This window comes from Mycolicibacterium sp. XJ870 (assembly GCF_053483975.1).
In genome coordinates this window covers 101,275-119,623 of the sequence record NZ_JBEFTI010000004.1, presented here as the reverse complement: position 1 = coordinate 119,623, position 18,349 = coordinate 101,275, and the positions used below count along the sequence as shown (strand labels likewise).

Sequence of the window (18,349 nt, the reverse complement as noted above, 5' to 3'; positions counted from 1 at the left end):
GCCATCACGTCCTTTACGCAATTCGGTCACCCCGGTCGCGCTGACCCTCTGCTTTAGTGACAACTTCTCGACAATACCTAGTCGCGGGCGTCAATTCATCGCGGATGCTTGCATGGTCGCTAGGGAGCATCGGTCGACCGGCGACACAAGTCGCCGATCCAGCACACCAGACTTCGGCCATTTTGCTTAATGCCCGTCGCGATCGGACGGGTCCGTCATGTCGTGAAGCAGACCCTGTGGCGAGTGTGTCGGTTACTGCGGCATTTCTCCTCGATCGCATTGATAACCCGCACGCTCGGCACAGCGCCTACCGCCGACATTGCCCAGGACGCGCTCCTGAGACCTGAGTTACCAGCGCGGGCTTGTCGCCACGAACGAGGGATCAATGCTGCGCATGTACCCGGTATCGTCGCGGTCCCGAATGCCGCACCGTAGGTACTGCTCGTGCAACGCGGCCAGACTTTCGTCGTCGATCTGCACACCCAAACCGGGCGCGGTGGGCACCGGCACGGAGCCGTCGACGAACCGCAGCACACCTGGTGCGACGACGTCCTCGGTCTTCCACGGCCAGTGCGTGTCGCAGGCATAGGTCAGATTGGGTGTGGCAGCAGCCAGTTGCACCATCGCAGCCAGGCTGATGCCCAGGTGCGAGTTGGAGTGCATGGACAGGCCCAGGCCGAAGGTGTCGCAGATTCCGGCGAGCAACCGCGACCGCTGCAGCCCGCCCCAGTAGTGGTGATCGGACAGCACCACCGACACCGACTTCTTGGCGACGGCAGGCGCCAGCTGGTCGAACGCGACCACACACATGTTGGTGGCCAACGGCATCGGCGACTGGGCCGCAACCTCGGCCATGCCGTCCAGGCCGGGAGCAGGATCTTCCAGGTACTCCAGCACGCCCGCCAGGCCGGAGGCCACCTTGATCGAGGTCTGGGGAGTCCAGGCCGCGTTGGGGTCGAGGCGCAGCGGATGGTCGGGGAACGCGGCGCGCAACGCTTCGATGGCCGCCATCTCCTCCTCGGGTGCAAACACTCCACCCTTGAGTTTGATTGCGGTGAAGCCGTATTCGTCGATGATGCGGCGGGCCTGCGCGACGATGCCGTCGGGGTCGAGCGCCTCACCCATGCCGTCGGGCTCGGCACCGGGATGGGCGGCCCATTTGTAGAACAGATAGGCACTGAACGGCACCGCGTCGCGCACGGCGCCGCCGAGCAGATCTGACACCGGCCTGCCGATAGCCTGTCCCTGCACATCGAGGCAGGCGACCTCGAACGGCGAGAAGACCTGGTCGACGGCGCTTGCCGAGGTGATCATGCCCGCAGTCCCGACCGCTGTGTTGTCGCCGCGCAGCCGGTCAGCGATCGCTGCGCGGATGGCGTTGAGCGCGAATACATCCCGGCCGACGATTGCGTTGGCGGCGGCCGTCAGTCGCTGCAGATGCTTGGTGTCGGCGTAGGTCTCGCCGAGGCCGGTCAGCCCCGCGTCGGTGTCCAGTTGGATGATCGCCCGCAGCGCGTACGGCTGGTGCACACCGACGGTGTTGAGCAGCGGTGGGTCGGCGAATGCGACCGGGGTGATGCGGGCGCCGGTGATACGGATCCGGTTGCCCGACATCAGTGCACCAGTGCGTCGGCGATCACCGCACGGCCCGCAGCGAGGATGCGCTGCAATTCGGCGACGTCCTCGGGACTGGCGTCGACCAGCGGGGCCCGCACCGGACCGGCAGGCAAGCCTTCCATGGTGACGCCGGCTTTGATCAAGGACACCGCGTAACCGGGAACCTTGTCGCGCAGTCGGACCAGCGGGTGGTAGAACTCGCGCAGCAGCGCCGCAGTCAGCGGTTCGTTGGCGGTTTCCAGCGCCTGGTAGAAGGCCAGCGCCACGTCGGGGGCGAAGGCGAAGGTGGCCGACGAGTACAGCGTCACCCCGATGGCCCGGTAGGCCTGCTGGGAGACCTCGGCGGTGGGCAGGCCGTTGAAGAACTGGAACGGCTTTCCGCTCGGCTCCAGCGCATCGGTCACCGCGCGCACGATGCGGCCGACCTGGTCGAAATCGCCTGTGCCGTCTTTGAACCCGACGACGTTGGGCAGCTGTGCGACCTCGATGGCCGACGCCTCGGTGAAGCGCGCGTTGTTGCGGTTGTAGACCACCACCGGAAGATCGGTGACGGCACTGACCTCACGCGTGTAGGCCACCAGGCCGGCCTGCGGCATCTCCACCAGGTACGGCGGGAGCAGCAGCAGCCCGTCGGCGCCCGACTCGGCGGCAACCCGGGCGAACGCTTTCGCCGAAGCGATCGAACCGCCGGCGCCCGCGTACACCGGAACCCGGCCGCCCACCGCCTCGACGGCGGTGCGCACCACGGTGCGCATCTCGTCCGGCTCCAGGGCGTGGAATTCGCCGGTGCCGCAACCGATGAACACTCCGCCGGGCCCAGCGTCGACGCCCTTGGCGACGTGCTGCGCGAGCCGGTCAACGTCCACCTCACCGGATGCGGTGAGCGGCGTTACGGGAAAGAACAGGACGCCGTCGAGCATGTTTTCTACTCCTCAGATTTCTTGGTGGTCAGTCTTTGGTGAGTTGGCCGTCGATGCGCCGCCACAACCCGTCCGGGTTTCCATCGGCAATAGCGCTGGGCAGCAATGACTTCGGTGCATCCTGGTAGCACACCGGCCGCAGGAACCGTTCGATCGCGCGAGCACCGACCGAGGTGGTGCGCGAGTCAGAGGTCGACGGGAATGGCCCGCCGTGCACCATGGCATGCCCCACCTCGACACCGGTTGGCCAGCCGTTGAACAGAATCCGGCCCACTTTGAGCTCGAGCACGTCCAGCAGTTCGGCGGCCTGGCCGTTGTCGGTCTCGTCGGCATGGATCGTGGCGGTCAACTGCCCCTCCAGGCTGGCCGCGACCCGGCGCATCTCGGCGACATCGGCACATCGGATGACGACACCGGAGGCACCGAACACTTCCTCTTGCAATGCCTTTGAGCCCAGGAAGGTGCCGGCTTCGGTCCGGAACAGCGCGGCGCGGCAGGAGACTGCAGGCGCGTCGGCGTCGGATCCACGGGCGATGAGTTCGGCCTCGTTCTGCAGCGCCTCGACGCCGGTGCGGAAATTGTCGGCGATACCGGGGGTGAGCATCGGGGTCGGCGCGGCCGCGGTCACTGCCTCGGCTGCCGCCGCGACGAAGGTGTCCAGGTCGGGACCGTCGATCGCGACGACTAGGCCGGGGTTGGTGCAGAACTGTCCGGAGCCCATGGTCAGTGAGCCGACGAAGGCACGGCCCAGATCGGCGCCATGGCTGGCCAGAGCACCGCCTAGCAGGAAGACCGGGTTGATGGCGCTCATCTCGGCGTACACCGGGATGGGTTCGGGCCGGGCCGCCGCGGCCGACACCAACGCCATGCCGCCGGTGCGGGATCCGGTGAAACCGACCGCCTTGATGCGGGGGTCGGTGACCAGCGCAATGCCCAATTCCGGGCCGGACCCGTACAGCAGCGAGAACGTACCGGCCGGCAGCCCGGTGGCGGCGACGGCTTCGGTGATGGCACGGCCGACGAGTTCGGAGGTGCCGGGATGCGCGTCGTGCGCTTTGACCACAACGGGGCAGCCCGCGGCCAGCGCGGAGGCGGTATCGCCACCGGCGACGGAGAAGGCGAGCGGGAAGTTACTGGCCCCGAACACCACGACCGGCCCCAGCGGCACGCTGCGCTGACGAATGTCGGGACGCGGCAAGGGGGTTCGGTCCGGGAGTGCGGGATCGATGCGGGCCTCGTTCCAGCTGCCCTCACGCAGTACACCGGCGAACAGTCGCAACTGCCCTGCGGTGCGCCCCACCTCACCGGTCAGACGCGGCCGGGGCAGGCCGCTCTCGGCATGCGCGCGGTCGACTAGCGCATCGCTGATGGATTCGAGGTTGGCAGCAATGGTTTCCAGGAAGCGGGCCCGGGTTTCGATCGGCGCGGCCCGGTAGGCCCCGAAAGCCTCGGCGGCTGCAGCACACGCGGCTTCGACATGCGATCCATCGCCGTACGCGTAGGCGGGTTCGAGTGTGGTTCCGGTTTGCGGATCGATGCCGCGGATCTCAATGCCGCTGCCGCGCGCCGGCGTTCCGGCGATCAACATCTGTCCGGTCAGGTCTGACGTCTGTGCCATGGATGTCATAGTGGAAACCGTACGACCCGGATAAATACTTGTCCAAGTCAAATTTGCGGCTTACTCATGCACGGTTTGTATTAGTTCGTTCCGCCCCGGATGGCTGCTTCGCTCCCGCATGATGTGGCGGTGAGCGACCGCATACACGGCCACTGCGCCCCCCGCTTCCACCCCATTCGGGACGCACTGGCAGAAGCAATCGACAGTGGTCAGGAGACCGGCGCAGCGATTGCCGTCGACATCGACGGGGACCTTGTCGTCGACATCTGGGGCGGATACGCCGACACAGCGCGAACAACTCCCTGGACCGAGAACACCATCGTCAACGTGTGGTCGTCGACCAAGACGGTGGCCAGTCTGGCGGCGCTGATGCTCATCGACCGCGGCCTACTCGACCCGGACGCCCCGGTCGCGGCCTACTGGCCGGAATTCGCCGCCAACGGCAAGCAGGACGTCCTGGTCTGCCACGTGCTGTCCCATTCGTCCGGGGTATCAGGCTGGGATCAACCGGTAGTCATCGAAGACCTCTACGACTGGGACAAGTCCACCGCCATGCTCGCCGCCCAGGCTCCGTGGTGGGAGCCGGGCGCCGCATCTGGCTATCACGCATTGACCCTCGGCCATCTGATCGGCGAGCTGGTTCGCAGGATCACCGGAAAATCGCTCAAGCAGTTCGTCGCCGAAGAGATCGCCGGCCCGCTCGAAGCGGACTTCCAACTCGGCGCCGCGGTGCAGGACGCCCATCGCATCGCCGAGATCATTCCCGCCACCGAACCGTTCGACCTTCCACCCATGGACCAGTGGCCGGAACCGATGCTGAAGACGTTCACCGGCCCGGCCCCCGATCCAAGCGCCGCGAACACGGCCGAATGGCGGGCGGCCGACATCGGCGCGGCCAACGGCCATACGAATGCGCGTGCGCTGGCCCGAATACTCTCGGCGATCTCCTTGGGCGGCAACGTGAGCGGTGTCAAGCTGCTGCGACCGGAGACCATCGAACGCATCTTCGAGGTGCAGGTCGAAGGTCCGGACGTGGTGCTGGCGAACCACCCGATCAAATGGGGCCTCGGGTTCGGCCTGCCGCAGCTGGAATCCATTCCGTTCATCCCGGACGAGAAGATCTGCTTCTGGGGCGGCTGGGGCGGGTCATGGGAAACCATGAACCCCGACCGGCGCGCCACGTTCGCCTACGTGATGAACAAAATGGGGCCAGGCATCGAAGGTTCTGAGCGCACGGCCCGCTACCTGACCTTGTTCTACGACGCTCTCGCCTGACGCAGAACGCGCCTACCGCGCGTCGCGCACCCGGGTCTTGTACAGGCTCGCGAAGGTGGTGACTATCAGCGTCACGACGATCACGCCGAGGCTGGCCAGCGTCGGGATCTCCGGCACATGCACCGGCTCGCCGCCGTTGATGAACGGCAGCTCGTTCTCGTGCAACGCGTGCAGGATCAGCTTCACGCCGATGAAGGCGAGGATGAACGCCAACCCCTGAGAGAGGTACACCAGCCGCTTGAGCAGGTCGCCGAGCAGGAAGTACAGCTGGCGCAACCCCATAAGGGCGAACACGTTCGCGGTGAACACCAGATACGGCTCCTGGGTGAGCCCGTAGATGGCCGGGATCGAATCCAGCGCGAACAGCAGGTCGGTGGTGCCCAGCGCGACGATGACCAGGAACATCGGCGTCATTAATCTGGCACCGTTCGCCCCGTCTTCCCTTATCCACAGCCTTAGGCCATCCCACTTGTCGGTGGTCCGCAGGTGCTTGCGTGCGAACCGCACGACCCTGTTGTCGCCGTCGTCGTCGTGGTCGGTGTCCTTGACCAGGCCGATCGCGGTGTACACGAGGAACGCACCGAAGATGTAGAACACCCAGGAGAACTGGTTGATGGCCACCGCGCCGAGGGCAATGAAGATGCCGCGGAAGATCAGCGCCAGGATGATGCCGACCAGCAGCGCCTGCTGCTGATAAATCCTCGGCACTTTGAAGCTCGCCATGATGATGAGGAAGATGAACAGGTTGTCGACCGAGAGGCTGTACTCGGTGAGCCACCCGGCGAAGAACTCCAGCCCGAACTGGCTGCCGTGGAAGAACCACACCCACACCCCGAACAGCACCGCCATGGTGATGTAGATCGACAGATAGGTCGCGGTTTCCCGCGTCGACGGCTCGTGCGGCCGCCGCCCGATCACGATCACGTCGAACAACAGCACGGCGATCGTCACGGTGAGCGTGATGATCCATTCGAGCTGGGTTACCTGCATCAATTACCTCCGGTCGCCAAACAACGCCGGAGGTCTCTTCCACCTGCCCGAAAGCAGGCCCGCGGCACCGATCGGATCCATGAAGACCGACGTGATGACGACACCGCAGCGAAGGAATACTCCCCTCCGCCGACAAGTCTGCCTGATGGCGAGCGCGATCCGAAATCGAGCGGGCACGCCGCGCACGATCAGGCCCCAGCACCGCAGACTTAGTAGTTTGTACACGTGACAGCAGCGGATGAAGCAGATCGCGGACACCAGATCCCCGCGCAGTATGTGCTTTCGCCGCTCGCGCCCGAGCCGCGCACGCTCATCGACATCCTTCGCGAGACCGCCCACCGCTTCCCGGATGCACCCGCCCTGGACGACGGCACGGTCCAACTCACCTACGCCGAGTTGACCGCGGACGTCGACGAGAGCGTCGCATGGCTTGCGGCCCGCGGCATCGGTCGCGGAGACCGGATCGGTATTCGCATGCCGTCGGGCAGCTACGCGCTCTACGTCGCGATCCTGGCCACGCTGGCCACCGGGGCGGCCTATGTTCCGGTGGACGCCGACGATCCCGAGGAACGCGCCGAATTGGTGTTCGGCGAGGCCAATGTGGTCGGCGTGATCACCGAACAAGGTCTGATCCGCGGACCGGGCTCGTCGCGGGGCTGGCGTGCCGCGGCACCGCTGGGCCGCGACGACGCCTGGATCATCTTCACCTCGGGTTCGACCGGCACCCCGAAAGGCGTCGCGGTCACCCACCGCAGCGCCGCCGCATTCGTCGACGCCGAGGCACGGATGTTCCTGCAGGACAATCCGATCGGGCCCGGCGACCGGGTGCTGGCCGGGCTGTCGGTCGCATTCGACGCGTCGTGCGAGGAGATGTGGCTGGCCTGGCGCCACGGTGCCTGCCTGGTGCCCGCACCCCGCTCGCTGGTGCGCAGCGGGATGGACCTGGGTCCGTGGCTGGTGAGCCGCGACATCAGCGTGGTGTCGACGGTACCGACCCTGGCCGCACTGTGGCCGGCCGAGGCGCTCGAGGCGGTCCGGTTGCTGATCTTCGGCGGCGAGGCATGCCCACCCGAGCTTGCGCAACGGCTCGCGGTCGACGGCCGCGAGGTGTGGAACACCTACGGCCCCACCGAGGCCACCGTCGTCGCCTGTGCCGCACAGTTGGACGGGCAGGGCCCGGTGAGCATCGGCCTGCCGCTGGCCGGCTGGGACCTGGCCGTGGTCGACAAGGAGGGCCTGCCTGTCGCGCTCGGCGAGGTCGGCGAGCTGGTGATCGGCGGGGTGGGGCTGGCTCGCTATCTGGATCCGGACAAGGACGCCGAGAAGTACGCCGCCATGCCGACGCTGGGGTGGAGCCGCGCCTACCGCAGCGGTGACCTGGTCCGGCTCGAGACCGACGGGCTGTACTTCCAGGGCCGCGCCGACGACCAGGTCAAGGTTGGCGGGCGTCGCATCGAACTGGGCGAGGTGGATTCCGCGCTGGTACACCTGCCCGGCGTGAGCGGCGGTGCGGCCGCGGTCCGCAAAACCGCAAGCGGCACCCCGCTGCTGGTCGGCTATATCGCCAGCGCCGATCCGTCCTTCGATCTGGCTGCCGCCCGCGCCGCCCTGGCCGAATCGCTGCCCGCCGCGCTCGTGCCGCGGCTGGTATTGCTCGACGAGTTGCCCACGCGCACATCGGGGAAGGTGGACCGCAATGCGCTGCCGTGGCCACCGCCCGGGGACGCCGAGCAGGACGCCCCCGAACTCGGCGGCACCACGGGCTGGCTGGCCGGGCTGTGGCGCGACGTACTCGGCACGCCCGTCGACGGGCCCGAGGCAGATTTCATCGCGCTCGGCGGCGGCTCGCTGTCCGCCGCCCAGCTGGTCGCTGCGGTGCGCCAGCGCTATCCGCAGGTCACCGTCGCCGATCTCTACGACCACCCCCGGCTGGGTTCACTGGCCGGCTATCTCGATGAACTGAAGCCGCCGCCGCGGGTCCAGACCCGGGTGGTCAAACCGACGTCGCGGCTCACCCAGGTCGCCCAGGTCGCGCTCTCCCTGCCGCTGGCCACCCTCACCGGAGTGCAGTGGGTGGTGTGGCTGGCGCTGCTGAACAACGTGGCCGCGGAGCTGAACCTGGTGTCGTGGGCCCACCCCGTCAACTGGTGGTTGCTACTCGCCGGGTTCGTGCTGTTCATCACCCCGCTGGGCCGGATGGGCATCGCGGTGTTGTTCGCCAGGATGCTGCTGAGCGGGCTGCAGCCAGGCACCTATCAGCGCGGAGGGGCCGTGCACCTACGGGTGTGGATTGCCGAACGCCTCGCCGACGCGAGCGGCGCGGAGAATCTGGCCGGCGCGCCGTGGATGGTCTACTACGCCCGCGCGCTGGGTAACACCGTCGGCAAGGGCGTCGACCTGCACTCGGCTCCTCCCGTCACCGGCATGCTCAAGATCGGCCACCGCGCATCGGTGGAACCCGAAGTCGACCTGAGCGGTCACTGGATCGACGGAGACCAGTTCCACGTCGGGCCGGTGTCGATCGGCAATGACGCGACCATCGGAACCCGCACGACGCTGCTGCCCGGGGCCACCGTGGGCAAGAACGCCGATGTGGCGCCCGGATCGGCGGTCGTCGGCAAGGTCAAGAACGGCCAGTTCTGGAAGGGCTCGCCTGCGGTGAAGTCCGGCAAGGCGCGGCACCCGTGGCCCGACCACCGGCCGCGCCGCGCCCCGCTCTGGGTGCCGGTTTACGGCGTGACCTCGATCCTGTTGGGCAGCCTGCCACTGGTCGCGCTCGCGGTCGGTCTGGCGGTGATCGGCTGGGGCATTCGCGGCACCGCGTCGGCCGCCGACGCGATCCTGCCCGCGCTGGCCTGGACTCCCGTTGCCGCAGTAGCGGCATTGGTGAGCTACGCCGCGCTGACCGTGATCGGCGTGCGGATCCTGTCCCTGCGCCTGTCCGAGGGTTACCACCCCGTGCGCAGTCGGGTGGGTTGGCAGCTGTGGGCCACAGAACGCTTGATGGACGCCGCCCGCAACTACCTGTTCCCCATCTACGCCAGCCTGCTCACCCCATGGTGGCTGCGTCTGCTGGGCGCGAAAGTCGGCCGGGGTACCGAGATCTCGACGGCGTTGTTCACCCCGAAGTTCACGGTCGTGGAAGACGGCGCCTTCCTGGCCGACGACACCATGGTGGCCTCCTACGAGTTGGGCGGTGGCTGGATCCACGTAGCGAAGGCCACGATCGGCAAGCGCGCATTCCTCGGCAACTCGGGCATCACGCAGCCTGGCCGCAAGGTTCCGGACGACGGTTTGGTCGCGGTGCTGTCGGCCGCCCCGCACAAGGCCAAAGCGGGCTCGTCGTGGCTGGGCAGCCCGCCGGTGCGGTTGCGCCGCAACGCCACTGCCGCCGACGTGCTTCGCACCTTCCACCCGTCCACGCGCCTGAAGATCATGCGGTCCGTAGTGGAGACCTGCCGGCTGATACCGGTGATCGTCACGTTCGGGATCGGCGTCGCGGTGCTGGGCGCGGTGCAAGCGCTGGCGGTCCGGTTCGGCTATCTGTGGACCGCACTGGCCAGCGGCGTGGTGCTGTTGGCGGCGGGTGCGCTGGCCGGAGCGATCGCGGTGATCGCGAAATGGTTGGTGATCGGGCGAATTCGCGCGGTCGAGCATCCGCTGTGGTCGTCGTTCGTGTGGCGCAACGAGGTGTCGGACACGTTCGTCGAGACGGTGGCCGCCCCCTGGTTCGCCCGCGCGGCGAGTGGCACGCCGGTGATGAATTTGTGGCTGCGCGGGTTGGGCGCGTCCATCGGCCGCGGAGTATGGTGCGAAACCTACTGGCTGCCGGAGGCCGATCTGGTGACACTGGGCACCGGCGCCACCGTCAACCGCGGCTGTGTGGTGCAGACCCACTTGTTCCACGACCGCATCATGCGGATGGACAGCGTTGTGCTGGAGGAAGGTTCGACATTGGGACCGCACTGCGTGGCGCTGCCTGCAGCACGGTTGGGAGCCGGGGCCACCGTCGGTCCGGGCTCGTTGGTGATGCGCGGCGACGAGGTCCCGCCGTCCACCCGGTGGCAGGGCAATCCGATCGCGCCGTGGAACATGTACGGCAAGAAGCGCGCCGCCGCAAAGAAATCAGAAGAAGTCGCTGCCGCGTGACGAGATCGAAGAAGATAGCGAAGAAGGCCTCCCCCGCACCCGTCATCGACCCCTATCTACCGGGCAACGGCAATTTCGGCTACCGGGTGTCGCGCTACGAACTGGACCTTGAGTACAAGGTGGCGATCAACCGCCTGGCCGGTTCGGCGACCATCACGGCGGTGACCCTGGCGGCGCTGCGCACCTTCACGCTGGATCTGTCCGGTTCGATGGCGGTGTCGAAGGTGGCGGTCAACGGACGAAGGCCCGCCCAGTTCCGGTGTACCGGTGGAAAGTTGTCGATCACGCTGTCGTCGGCGCTGCCCGCCGGGGCCGCCATGACGATCGTCGTCCGCTACAGCGGCACCCCGTGCCCGATCGAATCACATTGGGGTGAGGTGGGTTTCGAAGAACTCTCCAACGGCGCGCTGGTGGCCGGGCAGCCCAACGGGGCGGCATCCTGGTTCCCCTGCGACGACCACCCCAGCGCCAAGGCAAGCTACCGCATCCAGATCAGCACCGACAGCCCGTATCGCGCCATCGCCAACGGTGAGCTGGTGTCCCGCAAGGTCCGCGCCGGGCACACCGTGTGGACTTACGAGCAGCCGGAACCGACGTCGACGTACCTCATCACCCTGCAGATCGGCATGTACGAGAGCCACCGGATGACCAAGTCGCCGGTGCCCATGCACGCCGCGGTGCCATCGAGGCTGCGCCGCTCCTTCGACCACGACTTCGGCCGTCAGCCACAGATGATGAAGCTCTTCGTCAAACTGTTCGGCCCCTATCCGCTGGCCAACGGATACACCGTGGTGGTGACCGACGACGACCTGGAGATACCCCTTGAGGCACAGGGCATCTCGATCTTCGGAGCCAACCACTGTGATGGCCACCGCGGCGCCGAGCGGCTCATCGCCCATGAGCTGGCACACCAGTGGTTCGGCAACTCCGTGACAGCACGGCGCTGGCGCGACATCTGGTTGCACGAGGGCTTCGCGTGCTACGCCGAGTGGCTGTGGTCGGAGAACAGCGGGGGGCCCTCCGCAGCGGACTGGGCGCACCGCTACTACCAGGGCTTGCGCGACCTGCCGCAGGACCTGCTGCTGGCCGATCCGGGACCGCGAGACATGTTCGACGATCGGGTGTACAAGCGGGGCGCGCTGACCCTGCATGTGCTGCGCAAGCGCATCGGAGACAAGAATTTCTTTGCGCTGCTGAAGGATTGGACCACCCGCTACCGCCACAGCACCGCGTTCACCGACGATTTCACCGGGCTGGCCGCCGGTTACACGAGTGAGTCGCTGCAACCCCTGTGGCAGGCGTGGCTGTACTCGAAAGCGCTGCCGCCACTGTGACCGACGGCGGCGGCGTAGCCCCCGGGACAGGCCCCATCACCCGCAGCAGCGTCGCCCGGGTCGGGGCAGCCACCGCCGTCACCGCGATCTGCGGCTACGCGGTGCTGTACCTGGCGGCCCGCAACCTGGAGCCGGAAGGTTTCTCGGTCTTCGGGGTGTTCTGGGGCGCGTTCGGGCTCGTCACCGGTGCCGCCAACGGCCTGCTGCAGGAAGCAACCCGCGAGGTGCGGTCGGCCCGGCACATCGATTTGACTGCCTCGCCGCGCACCCACCCCATGCGGGTCGCGGCGACCGTCGGGGTCATCGCGGCGCTGGTGATCGCCGCCAGTTCACCGCTGTGGTCTTCTCACGTGTTCGCCGAGTCTCAGACGCTGAGCATCGTGCTGCTCAGCGTCGGGCTGGCCGGATTCTGCCTGCATGCCACGCTGCTGGGCATGCTCGCGGGCGTAAACCGGTGGACCGAGTACGGCGCCCTGATGGTGACCGACGCCGGGATCCGGGTAGTAGTCGCGGCAGCCACCTTCGTGCTGGGCTGGGGATTGGTCGGCTTCCTGTGGGCCACCGTGGCGGGTGCGTTGGCGTGGCTGATCATGCTCATCGCCTCACCGGCGGCGCGGATGGCGGCACAACTGGTCACCGCGGGCGGCACCGCGACATTCCTACGCGGCGCCGCGCATTCGATCGCCGCGGCCGGCGCCAGCGCGATCCTGGTGATGGGTTTCCCGGTACTGCTCAAGGCAACCTCCGGTGACCTCGGCGCCGCAGGCGGCGTCGTGATCCTGGCCGTCACCCTCACCCGCGCTCCCCTACTGGTGCCGCTGACCGCAATGCAGGGCAACCTGATCGCGCACTTCGTCGACCAGCGCGGTGCCCGCCTGCGCGCGCTGCTGGCCCCGGCCGCGGTGGTGGCCGGACTGGGCGCCGTTGGCGTACTGGCCGCCGCGCTGGTGGGCCCGTGGTTGCTGCGGGTGGGTTTCGGTCCCGAATACCGCGCCGACGGGGCGCTGCTGGCCTGGTTGACCGGAGCTGCGGTGGCCATCGCGATGCTGACTCTGACCGGCGCCGCCACGGTGGCAGCCGCGTTGCACCGGGCCTATGCGCTGGGCTGGATCGTCGCAACCGTCACGGCGGTGGGATTGCTGCTGCTGCCGGTGGCTTTGGAGACCCGCACTGTGGTCGCACTGTTGTGCGGACCCCTGGTGGGAATCGCCGTGCACCTGGTGGCTCTTGCCAGGATGCCCGGGGATAGTTAGCGGCTCAGCAGCGCTGTCAGCAACGCGATCCGGGCGTCTTCGAGCTCGGGCTGCGGCAAGACCGGCCGGACGATCGCGGCGCCGTCGAAGGTGTTGATCAGGATGGCCACCGCGGCGACGAACTCGTCGTCCGGGAATTGCTCAGATCCCGGTACGGTTCTGGCGGTTTCGTAGATGTTGGTGGCGTACTCGGTGAGCACGTCACGCAGTGTGGCCCGCAGCTTCTCGTCGGTGCGTGCGGCGACCATGAGTTCGTACATCACGGTGTTGGTGTCGTTGCCGGTGATGTCCCGCAGGATGGTCAGCACCGACTCCAGCGGTGGCTGCTCGGCCGGGATCTCAGTGATGAGCTTGGTGAACAACTCAAGCTGGCGACGCATCACCTCATAGGCGGTGGCCGCCATGAAGTCCCCCATCGTGGGGAAATGCCGGAACAATGCGCCGTCGGAAACCTTGGCGCGCCTGGCGATCACGGCGGCCGAGGCCCTTGCATACCCGACCTCGACGATTGTGTCGATGCTTGCGTCGAGCAGGCGTCCCACGGTCTCCTCGCGGCGTTGCTGCTGGGTTCTTGCCATGTCAGGCAGGCGTTTTCACGCGCGACTCCGAGCCGGCACGCAGGTATCGACCGGATTTTGCGGTCTGTCCGTAGCCGTCGCGGAACTGTCCGTCGCGGAACACCACGGTGCCGTTGACCGCCGTCGCGACGATGGCGTCGTCGTTGCGATTCACCATGCGGCTCAGGCCGCCGTAGAACGGCACGGCGTCTTCGTGGTAGGCGTCAACGTCGTCGTTGAGACCTTTCGGGTCGATCACCACGAAGTCGGCCCGATCACCTTCGCGCAGGGTGCCGGCATCCACGCCGAACCAGTCGGCGACCTCGGCGGTCAGGCGATGTACGGCGCGTTCGGTCGTGAGGAACGGACGCCCGGCCAACTGCGCGTCACGGACGCGCTTGAGCAGCCGTAGCCCGTAGTTGTAGAACGCCATATTGCGCAGGTGCGCACCGGCATCCGAGAACCCCATGTGCACCGACGGTTCCTTGGCCAGCTTGTCGAGTTGCTTGGGTCGGTGATTGGCGACGATCGTGGTCCACCGCACGTTGCGTTCACCGTTGTCGACGAGCACATCGAGGAAGGCGTCGAGCGGGTGGATGCCACGCTCGTCGGCAATCTGCCCGAAGCTCTTGCCGATCAAGCTCTTGTCGGGGCATTCGACGATGGTCGCGTCGTGGAAGTCGCGGTGCCACAACGTCGGTCCGAGCTTGCGGCGGTCGAACGACCGACGGAACCGGCGGCGGTACTCGGGGTCGGCGAGCAGCTTGTTGCGATCAAGTTGGTCACGCAGATGCAGCGCGGCGGTACCGGCGCCGAACTCCTCGAACACCGGCAGATCGATTCCGTCCGAATACAATACGAACGGCACCGGCAAATGCTGGAAGCGCACCTTGGCATCCAGGATCCGGTTCAGCAGCCGGGTGCCCGGCCCCAGCACGTGCACGGCCCCTGGTGAGGACTTGGCGTCGGCCGAGACCAGCAGGCTCATCTTCACGCCGCGGCGGCGGCCGAACATTCCACTGCTCTGCAGGAAGAAGTTCAGCGCCTCCTGGGCCTTGGCGACATTGGGTGCGCTCTGCAGAATGCGACCGCGCTTGCGTAACACCTTGATCAGTCGCTTGCGTTCGCGCCAGGTGGCGAAAGTCGAGGGCAGGGCGCGGGACCGGAAGCGGTCGCCGTCGAGTTTGTCGATCGCGGCGTCCATCCCGGACATGCCGAGCATTCCGGCGTCGAGGGCCTCGTCGAGCTTGTCGGCCATCGTCTCCAGTTCGGCATCGGTTGGCGTCACACCGCGGGTGGTGGCGCGGTCCAGACCGAGGACCGAGGCCCGCAGATCCGAATGCCCCAGCAGTGAGGCGATATTCGGGCCGAGCGGCAGGTTGTCGATGGCGTTCACATACTCGGCCGGGCCCGACCACGTTTTGTGTTCCTGCAGCGCACCCAGCACGTACTGGCGAGGTACCGCCTCGACGCGACTGAACAGGTCGGCGGCGTCCTCGGTGTCGGCGTACACCGTCGACAGCGAGCACATCCCGAGCAGCACCGTGGTGACGCCATGGCGGACCGACTCGCGCAGACCCGGATCGAGCAGGATCTCGGCGTCATAGTGGGTGTGCACGTCGATGAAGCCCGGGATAACCCACTTGCCGCCCGCGTCGATGATGTCGGGGCAGCCCGCCTCATCGAGTGGTTTGGCCGACACCGCGGCCACCACGCCGTCGCGAATTCCCAGCGTGCGGACCTGCGGTGGCTTGCCCGTGCCGTCGAACCAGAGGCCGTTGCGAACGATCACGTCGTAGGACATAGCCGGACGTTACCGCAGATAGTGAGTACTCACAATCTTTCTACCGAAAGGGCGTTCCCTAGACTGCTGCGGTGGGCCCGGGAGAGGAGGCGGTATGACTTGGCTGGTGACCGGTGGAGCCGGCTACATCGGCTCGCACGTGGTGCGCGCGATGCTCGACGCCGAACTGCCCGTGGTGGTCATCGACGACTTGTCGACCGGCCTCGAACAGTTCGTGCCCGAGACCGTGCCGTTCGTCCGCGCCAGCCTGCTCGACCAGGGCGCGGTCCATCGCACCTTCTCCGAGCACAGCGTGCACGGCGTGATCCACGTCGCCGGTTTCAAGTACGCCGGAGTTTCGGTCAAGCGGCCGCTGCACACCTACGAGCAGAACGTCTCCGCGATGGTGAACCTGCTCAAGGCGATGGGCGATGCCGGCGCCGAGAAGATGGTGTTCTCGTCCAGCGCCGCGACATTCGGCACCCCGGACGTCGACATCGTCGACGAGCACACGCCGACCCTGCCGGAGTCTCCCTACGGGGAATCCAAACTGATCGGGGAATGGCTACTGCGCGACGTCGAGCGGGCCGGCGGACTCGCCCACACCAGCCTGCGCTACTTCAACGTGGTGGGTTCGGGTTCAGAGTCGCTGTTCGACGCCAGTCCACACAATCTGTTCCCGATGGTCTTCGACATGCTTCTTCGGGGTGAGACGCCACGGATCAACGGCGAGGACTATCCGACACCGGACGGCACCTGCATCCGCGACTACATTCACGTCGCCGACCTGGCGCTGGCGCACGTGGCGGCGGCCCGCCGGCTCGATGCCGGGCAGCCGGTTGAGCGGGTCTACAACCTCGGCAGCGGAGCCGGCACCTCGGTGCGCGAGATCATGACCGCGATCCGCACGGTGACCGGCATCGAGTTCGAACCATCGATCGGGCCCCGCCGGGCCGGCGACCCCGCACGCATCGTGGCCAGCGGGAGCCTGGCACGACGCGATCTCGGCTGGGAGATGCGGCACACCCTGGAAGAGATGGTCGCCTCGGCGTGGCGGGCGCGCCAGGCGGCAGGCGCGTCGTACCCCGCGGCCGAGTGACGAACTGGGTCGCCCGCACTGCCGCTGCGCTGATCGCGCTGCAACTGGTGGTCCGGGCGGTACTGGCCTTCGGTGGCTACTTCTACTGGGACGACCTCATCCTCGTCGGGCGCGCCGGAACCCAGGACCTGCTGTCCCCGTCATTCCTGTTCGACGACCACGACGGCCACGTCATGCCCGCCGCGTTCCTGGTGTCCGGCGCGATCACCCGACTTGCGCCGTTCTCCTGGGTCTGGCCGGCGTTGAGCCTGGTGGTGCTGCAACTACTGGCCTCGCTGGCGTTGCTGCGCGCACTGTGGGTGATCCTCGGCTGGCGGCCGGTGTTGCTGGTGCCGCTGACGTTCGCGTTGTTCACGCCGCTCGGGGTGCCCGGGTTCGCCTGGTGGGCGGCCGGCCTGAACTCCCTGCCGATGCTCGCGGCGCTGGCCTGGGTGTGCGGTGAGGCCGTCCTTTACGTGCGCACCGGCGCGACGCGCCACGCGGTTTTCGGTGTGCTCGTGTACTTCGGCGGGCTGCTGTTCTTCGAGAAGGCCGCGGTGATCCCGTTCGTCGCGTTCGCGGTGGTGGCGCTGCTGGGGTATGTGACGTCGTCCTTCGGATTAGCCGAGGTATGGCGGCGCGGCTATCGGCTATGGGTTTCGTGTCTGGCGCTGACGGTCGCGTGGATCGGCGTCTATGTGCTTGTCGTCGACCAGAAGCGCTGGAGCTTCGATCTGGCGATGACGTGGGATCTGCTGAGCCGCTCGGTGACCCACGGCATCGTGCCCGGCCTGGTCGGCGGACCCTGGTCATGGCAGCGCTGGGCGCCGGCCTCGCCGTGGGCCACACCTGGTGTCGCCGTCATGGTGTTGGGCTGGGTTGTTCTCGCCGTTGCCGTGGCGGTGGTGCTCATTCGCAAGGACCGGATCTGGCCGGTGCTCGCGGTCGCTGCCGGTTACGCCGTCGCCTGCCAGATACCCATCTATCTGATGCGCTCGTCACGGTTCACCGCGCTGGAATTGGCCCAGGCCCTGCGCTACCTGCCCGACCTGGTGGTGGTGCTGGCACTGCTCATGGCCGTCGGGTTCTGTGCGGAGAACCGGACTGCCCGGTTCTCCGCTTCGCGCGCACGGACTGTCACGGTGGTGACGCTGACTGCTTTGTTTGTGGCGAGCAGTCTTTACTCGACGATGACCTTCCTGCGGGTATGGCGTGACAGCCCGGTGCCGGCCTATCTCGACAACGCACGTGCCAGCCTCGCGACCACATCCTCGGCACCGCTCCTGGACCAGGAGGTCGACCCGCTGATCCTGCAGCGGGTGGCCTGGCCGGAGAACCTCGCCAGTCATATGTTCGCACTCGCCGATCCTCGTCCTGAATTCGCTTCGGCCACAACAGATCTCCGGATGTTCGACCAGACCGGCAGGCTGGTCGACGCGAAAGTGACGTGGGTTCGCACCATCGTGGAAGGCCCAGAGCCCCGCTGCGGCCACCTGATCCAGCCCGACGCCCCGGTGCGCATGCCACTGGACGGGCCACTGCTGCCTGCCGATTGGACCGCCGAGATCAACTATCTGGCCAACAGCGATGGCTCCCTGACCATGTCGCTGCCCGAGGGGCCCGAGACCAAAGTGCCTGTGCGACCGGGGCTGAACCGGGTGTTCGTCCGGCTGCCCGGGGCTGGCGACGCAATCACCGTGGCAGCCAACACCTCTGCCCTGTCGGTATGTATTTCGCCCGGGCCGGTGGGATTCCTGGCGCCGCTCTAGCGCGTA

At 67.2% G+C, this 18,349-nt stretch carries 12 protein-coding genes; 6 read left to right on the top strand and 6 right to left on the bottom strand.

Annotated features, from left to right (window positions below; all coding sequences use genetic code 11):
* Positions 1–348: 348 nt before the first annotated feature.
* From ABQF30_RS17765 to ABQF30_RS17755, 3 genes are read right to left on the bottom strand one after another with little or no spacing between them, the layout of a single operon-like run.
* Entirely contained in the window at positions 349–1,614 is a 1,266-nt protein-coding gene (locus tag ABQF30_RS17765) for a glucarate dehydratase family protein (protein ID WP_448466099.1), read from the bottom strand.
* Complete coding sequence (locus ABQF30_RS17760) at positions 1,614–2,537, bottom strand: 5-dehydro-4-deoxyglucarate dehydratase (RefSeq protein WP_448466097.1); 924 nt, start codon at positions 2,535–2,537, stop codon at positions 1,614–1,616. Before ABQF30_RS17760 ends, ABQF30_RS17765 begins: the two co-directional genes overlap by 1 nt.
* 28 nt (positions 2,538–2,565) lie before the next feature.
* Positions 2,566–4,164 carry an aldehyde dehydrogenase (NADP(+)) gene (locus ABQF30_RS17755; protein ID WP_448466095.1) on the bottom strand — a complete coding sequence of 533 codons (1,599 nt, stop codon included), beginning with the start codon at positions 4,162–4,164 and terminating at the stop codon, positions 2,566–2,568.
* Positions 4,165–4,254: 90 nt separating this feature from the next.
* Between ABQF30_RS17755 and ABQF30_RS17750 the strand changes: the two genes are divergently transcribed.
* On the top strand, positions 4,255–5,430 hold the full coding sequence (locus ABQF30_RS17750) for a serine hydrolase domain-containing protein (protein WP_448466093.1): 1,176 nt from the start codon (positions 4,255–4,257) through the stop codon (positions 5,428–5,430).
* 12 nt (positions 5,431–5,442) lie between these two features.
* Here the strand turns inward: ABQF30_RS17750 and ABQF30_RS17745 are convergent, their stop codons facing one another.
* Entirely contained in the window at positions 5,443–6,420 is a 978-nt protein-coding gene (locus tag ABQF30_RS17745) for a TerC family protein (RefSeq protein WP_448466091.1), read from the bottom strand.
* Positions 6,421–6,645: 225 nt separating this feature from the next.
* On the opposite strand from ABQF30_RS17745, the gene ABQF30_RS17740 reads away from it, so the two are divergent.
* Genes ABQF30_RS17740 through ABQF30_RS17730 form a run of 3 tightly spaced genes read left to right on the top strand, consistent with a single transcriptional unit; the run spans position 6,646 to position 13,156 of the window.
* Positions 6,646–10,569, top strand: a complete 3,924-nt coding sequence (locus ABQF30_RS17740; protein ID WP_448466089.1) for a Pls/PosA family non-ribosomal peptide synthetase — start codon at positions 6,646–6,648, stop codon at positions 10,567–10,569.
* Positions 10,566–11,903, top strand: a complete 1,338-nt coding sequence (locus ABQF30_RS17735) for a M1 family metallopeptidase (protein WP_448466087.1) — start codon at positions 10,566–10,568, stop codon at positions 11,901–11,903. Before ABQF30_RS17740 ends, ABQF30_RS17735 begins: the two co-directional genes overlap by 4 nt.
* A complete protein-coding gene (locus tag ABQF30_RS17730; protein WP_448466593.1) occupies positions 11,900–13,156 on the top strand; it encodes a lipopolysaccharide biosynthesis protein in 1,257 nt (418 codons plus the stop codon). The genes ABQF30_RS17735 and ABQF30_RS17730 overlap by 4 nt, the downstream gene beginning before the upstream one ends.
* Here the strand turns inward: ABQF30_RS17730 and ABQF30_RS17725 are convergent.
* Complete coding sequence (locus tag ABQF30_RS17725; RefSeq protein ID WP_448466085.1) at positions 13,153–13,734, bottom strand: TetR/AcrR family transcriptional regulator; 582 nt, start codon at positions 13,732–13,734, stop codon at positions 13,153–13,155. The genes ABQF30_RS17730 and ABQF30_RS17725 overlap by 4 nt on opposite strands.
* A gap of 1 nt (position 13,735) precedes the next feature.
* Positions 13,736–15,517, bottom strand: a complete 1,782-nt coding sequence (locus ABQF30_RS17720) for an N-acyl-D-amino-acid deacylase family protein (protein WP_448466084.1) — start codon at positions 15,515–15,517, stop codon at positions 13,736–13,738.
* Positions 15,518–15,611: 94 nt separating this feature from the next.
* Between ABQF30_RS17720 and galE the strand changes: the two genes are divergently transcribed.
* A complete protein-coding gene (gene galE, locus ABQF30_RS17715; RefSeq protein WP_448466082.1) occupies positions 15,612–16,595 on the top strand; it encodes a UDP-glucose 4-epimerase GalE in 984 nt (327 codons plus the stop codon).
* The gene (locus ABQF30_RS17710) at positions 16,592–18,343 is read left to right on the top strand and encodes a hypothetical protein (RefSeq protein ID WP_448466080.1); all 1,752 of its coding nucleotides are present in this window, start codon (positions 16,592–16,594) and stop codon (positions 18,341–18,343) included. Before galE ends, ABQF30_RS17710 begins: the two co-directional genes overlap by 4 nt.
* The last annotated feature ends 6 nt before the right edge of the window (positions 18,344–18,349 follow it).

Excerpts from the sequence above, each read along its gene's own strand:
- galE (WP_448466082.1), top strand. The coding sequence starts at position 15,612 with ATGACTTGGCTGGTGACCGGTGGAGCCGGCTACATCGGCTCGCACGTG.
- ABQF30_RS17750 (WP_448466093.1), top strand. The coding sequence starts at position 4,255 with ATGGCTGCTTCGCTCCCGCATGATGTGGCGGTGAGCGACCGCATACAC.
- ABQF30_RS17765 (WP_448466099.1), bottom strand. The coding sequence starts at position 1,614 with ATGTCGGGCAACCGGATCCGTATCACCGGCGCCCGCATCACCCCGGTC.
- ABQF30_RS17725 (WP_448466085.1), bottom strand. The coding sequence starts at position 13,734 with ATGGCAAGAACCCAGCAGCAACGCCGCGAGGAGACCGTGGGACGCCTG.
- ABQF30_RS17745 (WP_448466091.1), bottom strand. The coding sequence starts at position 6,420 with ATGCAGGTAACCCAGCTCGAATGGATCATCACGCTCACCGTGACGATC.
- ABQF30_RS17760 (WP_448466097.1), bottom strand. The coding sequence starts at position 2,537 with ATGCTCGACGGCGTCCTGTTCTTTCCCGTAACGCCGCTCACCGCATCC.
- ABQF30_RS17755 (WP_448466095.1), bottom strand. The coding sequence starts at position 4,164 with ATGACATCCATGGCACAGACGTCAGACCTGACCGGACAGATGTTGATC.
- ABQF30_RS17720 (WP_448466084.1), bottom strand. The coding sequence starts at position 15,517 with ATGTCCTACGACGTGATCGTTCGCAACGGCCTCTGGTTCGACGGCACG.